Below are 6,000 nucleotides of genomic sequence, written 5' to 3' on the forward strand. Positions count from 1 at the left end.
CTAAAAGCACAAGGAATTAGAAAACGAAATATAAGAGGAGCACTATAATATGATTACAGTTAACCGAGGATATATGTATGATCCAGATGATAATGAGGTTTTAATTACCGAAATTTATTATGAAGCTGCTACCAATACTAAGTTAGGAAGTAAGATGGGGAATTTATCTTACACAGTTATCCCTAATGAAATTAAAGAAAAAATAGAAGCAGCTGCTTCATTATCTTATATGGAAAACATTCAGATGTCTCAGCAATTAGCTGTTGTATATCAAAATGAAATTAACATGTATGGAAAACCTGAAAAATTGTACTTTGAGTACACAAACATGTAAGTGGCGCAAAGACATTGAACCAAATGGTTCAATGTCTTTTTATAAAAGGGCTCTAAACAAGCTAAATATAAATGAAATTGTAATCGATTAAAAATAGAGGAATTACATAATAAAAACCTCACCATCTTATAACACGGTAAGACCTTTACAACAAACAATAATTGCAACTATATTAATTTTACATTACATTAAGGTTAGAGAATCTTATTATACTAATAAATCGCTAAATAGTAGGTGGGGAAAATGGAATTTAACGATTTGGGTATTACCATTAAAGAACTTAGAATGAAAAAAAATATATCACAATCCGAATTATGTCATGGAATATGTTCACAAAGTCAAATTAGCAAGATAGAAAAAGGTATAATTTATCCATCTAGCATATTGTTATATCAATTATCTGAAAGACTTGGTGTTGATCCAAATAATATATTTGCACTAACTCAAAACAAAAAATTAAAATACGTACAAAATGTAAAACATGTAATGATAGATTGTACAAAGCAAAAACAATTTAAAGAACTTTATGAAATAGTAAAAAAAGAGAAAAACGAAAATAATTTCCAATCAAGAGAAGATAAACAATTTCTACTATGGTATGAGGCAATTGCTATATATCGTGTGAATAACGCAACAAAATTGGCTTTAACTCTTTTAAATACTGCATTAAAACTAACTATAACTAATGTTGATTGTTTATCAGAAAGAGAAATAGATATTATGCAGTCAATTGCTATATTGTATGCGGAAAACAAAGAATACGAAAAATCGATTAATATATTAAATAGATGTTTAACTAATTTTAATAAGTTAGATTTTCCTAGAGATAAAGAAATTAAATTAAAAGTCTTTTTTAATTTAACAAAATGTTTAAATCTAATGGAGCAATATGAAGAATCAATAAGATACAGCGATAAGGGCATCCAAATGGCTATTAATCTAAATACGCTCTACCTATTAGGTGAATTATACTATTTAAAAGCTTCGAATTTATTAAAACTTAAACAACCTAATGAAGAAGCTGTTGTTAGTAACATGAAAAAAGCATTATTTATATTTGAATTAACAGAAAAAGAACATTATATACAAATGATTAAAGATAAACTTATTGAAATACAAAATAAAAAACAATCATAATTTCGTAAAAACTACTTACAAGGCCCACAAGAAAAATCCCTATAGCTTTTAAACTTAGAACTATATTATTAAAATTAAGGTGGTTCAAGTCGGAGGAAGGCACCTTGGGGTGTCTTTTTTATAGGAGGACACCCAATCACCACCAACTTAAGAAAAATCCAAAAAAAAACGAAAAAATGAGCTGCCTTCTCAAAGTAACTACCTATAGAGAAAGTAAATTTTCGTTTAGAAGGACTTTAAAATCTTAGCTTGATAGACATATGGCAAGACCCCATTTTAGTGTATTTAATACATTTAGGATAGGATCGTTGATTTACAGATCATTGTAAATATTAATACTGCCTCTTTAAAAATATCTTAGTTTTGAATCTCATCCTACTTACCAACTCTTCTTCAGTCCCTTCTTGTTTAATAAAACTGTGAATAAAAGTGTTTCTCATCTGCTGTACAGAAATACGTCTGTTTAACTCTGTTCGCTTCACTTCAAATCGTATAATATATATAAAGCTGTTGTATATCTTTCATGGTTAAGGAGATAGACCTAGTTAATCTACTTTTTCTAAATACCACTAAGGTATTTCTAATAAACTGTATATGGCTCATATTAAGCGATACAAGCTCTTGCAAGGTTAAACCATAGTTTACTATTAAATTGATTATACAAGCGTTTCTATCCATGATTAGAGGTCAAAATTTAGCCTGTCTTTCAATGAACTCCTTTGTCTTCATTCGAATAGGGAAAAAAGCTTCTAAGGTTTTCTCCAAGCTATTGTCATCTTCATTATAATCATCTGATTTCTTTGGGTATATTATATAACAGAAAGTAGGCTGAAGCCCTGCTACCGCCCTTTGCTTTTTTGATATGTTGATTATTATTTATAGAGCCAAATGAATAAAGTTATTATAATACTCCAAAAAAGAACTACAAAGACTAGTCCCCAAAATATCCCTTTGAAAAATCTAATCTCATTATGCGTATGCATTTCTATATCAGTTGTATCTTTTAGTACAGCCATATTTAAACCTCCCAATAAAAATTTTTTACTAAAATAAAAAAAGGACAAACCTGGCCCTGTTAGGGATACGTAGGTTTGTCCTTTTGTATGAGGGTAATGCTATCTTTAATTACCATTATTATAACTAAATTAACAAATATTTTCAATTAGGTCTGACATCTTATTAACAATCATACTAGTAATAATAAAATCTATTATAAATATATATCTTATATATTAAAAAGAAATAAAGATAAAACTATTATAGGTCATCAAAAATAGGGGAAAGATCTACTCCCACAAGGGAGAATTTGATGTTAGAACCTAAAAAATCATAAATAGTAAAAAATGTATCCGTAGATTCAATGATTATCAGACTTTCAATTCTACAAAAAAGCAGAAAGAAAATCATATGTTTCTACATGAAATCGGAAAGAAATTAATACAAATCACTTTATATTTATCCAACTATGGAAATAGGCTTTATTTTCTTTGGTTTGGTAAATAAGGCAGTATCTAACGTTCAATTATCCACATTTTGTTCAGAAAATGTAGCTATTTGTTAACATAACTCAGTATTTACACATAACTCACATTATTATTGATGATTTTTATTAGATGAAATAAACGACACTAGTATTATCAAGGATATTGAGAAAATATTATTCACATTTAAACATAATTGTCCTCATATCCACTGTTTTTATAAATATCCTTCTGATTTTTTGTAGGTATAATAGGATAGGTTTTATTACGGAAGAAGAATACGCATTAGTATTATGTGGAGAGTTATGGACAGAAAGAAGAGAACTTGTATAGAAATGCATAAAAAAAGACTCCATTTTACATGAAGTCTTTTTGATTTGGTATGTATAAATAGAGAAGTGGAAAAGGGGTATTAATGAAACAAACACGAATAACCCTCCACTTTTGATTTTTTCAAAAATAGAGGGCTTGTAGCTTTTTATTTTATTTCCATTGCGGTTAGCACCTGATCCGGATCTGTTATTGTTACACCAGAACGTACTAAACGTTCGAAGGTACGCATAAACTCTAGTAAATTAAACTGCTTTGGTAGCTCAATCACACGCAGCTGCTCTTGTGGGAGTTTATCAATTGCTTCGATAAACCATTCACGTACATCACTTGGAATTATGCGTTCTTTATGGTCACGTACTTTTAATTTTTCACGCATTTCAATTTCTAAAGCGATATATGCATGGAGATTAACACCCTGATCATATGCATATTTTCTAAATAACGTTTCTTCCTGGTATTTTAGATAATTACGGTGATAAGACTCTTCCGTCACTGGTACCGCAAACTTCTGCTTCAGTAGTGCATGCACATTTTTAAACATCTTCTTAATGTTATGGAGAGAGTACATAGAATAATGTAGACCAAAATTAAAGACAGCTTGCTCACGGTCACTATTTCTCTCTTTTGGTATATGTTGCGCAATAAGAGGGTAGATGCCTTCTTTCGCCGCTGTATCAAGAATTTGATATTGAGATGTTTGATGCAATAGTTTTTTCAATGTATATACAATTTTCGTTGGATATCCTTCTTTTCGATCAACCATGTCACGAAGACCACGAATGACACTACGAATTTGACGATGACAAGTATGCTTTAAAACATGAATGAATTTATTTATATCTGCAGACAGTTCACCGATGTTCATTTCTTGTAGGACTGACTCGATGAACTTCGCTTTACGAGCATAAGTAGCTTTTGGTGTAAAGGGATCCCTGTGTTGTTCTTCACCAGCTTCTTTCGTACATAAGAAGTCTGAATGGATTGAAAGGTATAATGTTGTATATCGTTTTGTATGCTTTACACCTTTTTGCATTTTACAAATTTTGAATAGGGGATTACCCGTACATGGTATTGCAGTTGTTAATTCTTCGATAACCGCATGAATTTGGTGCGGATATTTTTTATGTAAGAAACGATACATCCCACCAAAGTGAGTTTTGTTGCCTCTTTCATCTTGCTTGTCCAAAGAACGTTTTAAAGTTGTTTCTGTATGTTGTTGCATTGCGATATCTAAGAATAGCTTCTTAGCCGCTACAGATAGCTTAAAGAAATCCTTTGTAAATACAACCGGACTAATATATACGTACGGATTTGCTTTTTCTGTTTCCTCATTCATAAAATGAGTCAGTTTAATTGTATATCGGCCATCTACGCCATTTTCAATGGAGATAATGTTATGTAAGTTTAATTTCTTTAATGCGATATAGAATTGAGAGTGTTGGATATAAGCAAATTCTTCTTTATATTGCTTGTAATCTTCCCACATCATATGTATTGTTACATTTGGAATGACACCATTTGTATAGCATTTTTTATGTAGGTACAAGAATACTTCTAGATCTGCATTCGTAATACCGTATAATTTATGTTTTCTTCCGGTTTTTTCTGCAATTGCAGACATTGCACGACGTGAAAAAGATGGTTTAGCTTGTTCGACAAAGCCTTCTACATCAGCAATGCGTTCTTCGTATGTCATGTGCTGCAGAATATCTTCTAAATATGTATCTTTATAGCTGTAGTATTTTTCCTCAAATGTTTCCACAAGCTTTTGCCAAGATTTTAATGTGACTAAAACTGCGTTTGTCTTTTCCCCATTTAAGCTACGTTGATTACGTATCACAAATGATTTCCCCATCTTTTTCACCTCCGTTCTGCAAAATTCGAAATGTATGCCAGAATACTATAAAATATACCAATTTTGATTATAGCAAATCGAAATTTGGCGAAAGGTGCTCCTTTAAGAAGAAAAATAGCAACTTGCAACAGCCTCTAAAGCCAAGTGTGTCAAGGGATTAGAGAATTTCATAATTTTTTTTTGTGTTAAGGATACCGCAAACGTGTTGCAAGTTGTGTGATATGTATAAAAGTAAGTGGAAAGGTACCTAAACCCTTGGTATATAAAGAATTAGATTAAAATCTGTAGGGAAGTTAGGGAAAGGATACCGCAAACGTGTTGCAAGTTGATGAACGCAATCATTAAAAATGAATTACAATGATTAACCTTGATATAAAAGGACTTGTTGGCATTTATAGATTAAAAGTAGGGAAAGGATACCGCAAACAGTGTTGCATCTTGTGAGAAAAATAAGGGTATGCATACCGCAAACGTGTTGCAAGTTGTGTGATATGTATAAAAGTAAGTGAAAAAGTACCTAAACCCTTGTTATATAAAGGATTAGAGTAAAAATGGTAGGAAAGTTAGGGAAAGGATACCGCAAACATGTTGCATTTTATGTATGTAACTTATTCAAAATATGAGAAAAATAGCTTAAAAACTTTAAAATGACATGATTTTTTAAAAATTACTTGGTTGAGAAATAAATTATACTGTTGCAAGTTGAAAGAAATAGGGCAAGGATACCGCAAACGTGTTGCAAGATGAGAAAAATAAGGGAAATAAAGCGCAAAAGGAATGTAAGTAAGGAGAGATAGGTAAGAGAAAGAGCAAACTGTTGCAAGTTGAAGAGTTAAGGAAAGCAAAGCGCAAAAGGAATG

At 31.0% G+C, this 6,000-nt stretch carries 4 protein-coding genes and 2 pseudogenes; 2 read left to right on the forward strand and 4 right to left on the reverse strand.

What is annotated here, in order from left to right:
* The first annotated feature begins 49 nt into the window (after positions 1-49).
* Complete coding sequence (locus MKO96_RS12445; protein ID WP_240587597.1) at positions 50-334, forward strand: hypothetical protein; 285 nt, start codon at positions 50-52, stop codon at positions 332-334.
* Between the two features lie 243 nt (positions 335-577).
* Positions 578-1,471, forward strand: coding sequence for a helix-turn-helix domain-containing protein (locus tag MKO96_RS12450; RefSeq protein WP_240587598.1), 894 nt, complete (start codon positions 578-580; stop codon positions 1,469-1,471).
* A gap of 332 nt (positions 1,472-1,803) precedes the next feature.
* Here the strand turns inward: MKO96_RS12450 and MKO96_RS12455 are convergent.
* The 4 genes and pseudogenes from MKO96_RS12455 to MKO96_RS12470 all read right to left on the reverse strand — a co-directional run.
* Positions 1,804-2,200, reverse strand: a pseudogene (locus MKO96_RS12455) (integrase); the annotation flags it as partial.
* A 143-nt stretch (positions 2,201-2,343) separates the two neighbouring features.
* Positions 2,344-2,487, reverse strand: coding sequence for a hypothetical protein (locus MKO96_RS12460; RefSeq protein ID WP_179196786.1), 144 nt, complete (start codon positions 2,485-2,487; stop codon positions 2,344-2,346).
* Between the two features lie 943 nt (positions 2,488-3,430).
* Positions 3,431-5,140, reverse strand: a complete 1,710-nt coding sequence (locus MKO96_RS12465) for a hypothetical protein (protein WP_240587599.1) — start codon at positions 5,138-5,140, stop codon at positions 3,431-3,433.
* A gap of 608 nt (positions 5,141-5,748) precedes the next feature.
* Positions 5,749-6,000: pseudogene (locus tag MKO96_RS12470) on the reverse strand (hypothetical protein); the annotation flags it as partial.

It is taken from the genome of Bacillus sp. ES1-5, assembly GCF_022487605.1.
Taxonomy (GTDB): Bacteria; Bacillota; Bacilli; order Bacillales; family Bacillaceae_G; genus Bacillus_A; species Bacillus_A wiedmannii.

Excerpts from the sequence above, each read along its gene's own strand:
- MKO96_RS12465 (WP_240587599.1), bottom strand. The coding sequence starts at position 5,140 with ATGGGGAAATCATTTGTGATACGTAATCAACGTAGCTTAAATGGGGAA.
- MKO96_RS12450 (WP_240587598.1), top strand. The coding sequence starts at position 578 with ATGGAATTTAACGATTTGGGTATTACCATTAAAGAACTTAGAATGAAA.
- MKO96_RS12460 (WP_179196786.1), bottom strand. The coding sequence starts at position 2,487 with ATGGCTGTACTAAAAGATACAACTGATATAGAAATGCATACGCATAAT.
- MKO96_RS12445 (WP_240587597.1), top strand. The coding sequence starts at position 50 with ATGATTACAGTTAACCGAGGATATATGTATGATCCAGATGATAATGAG.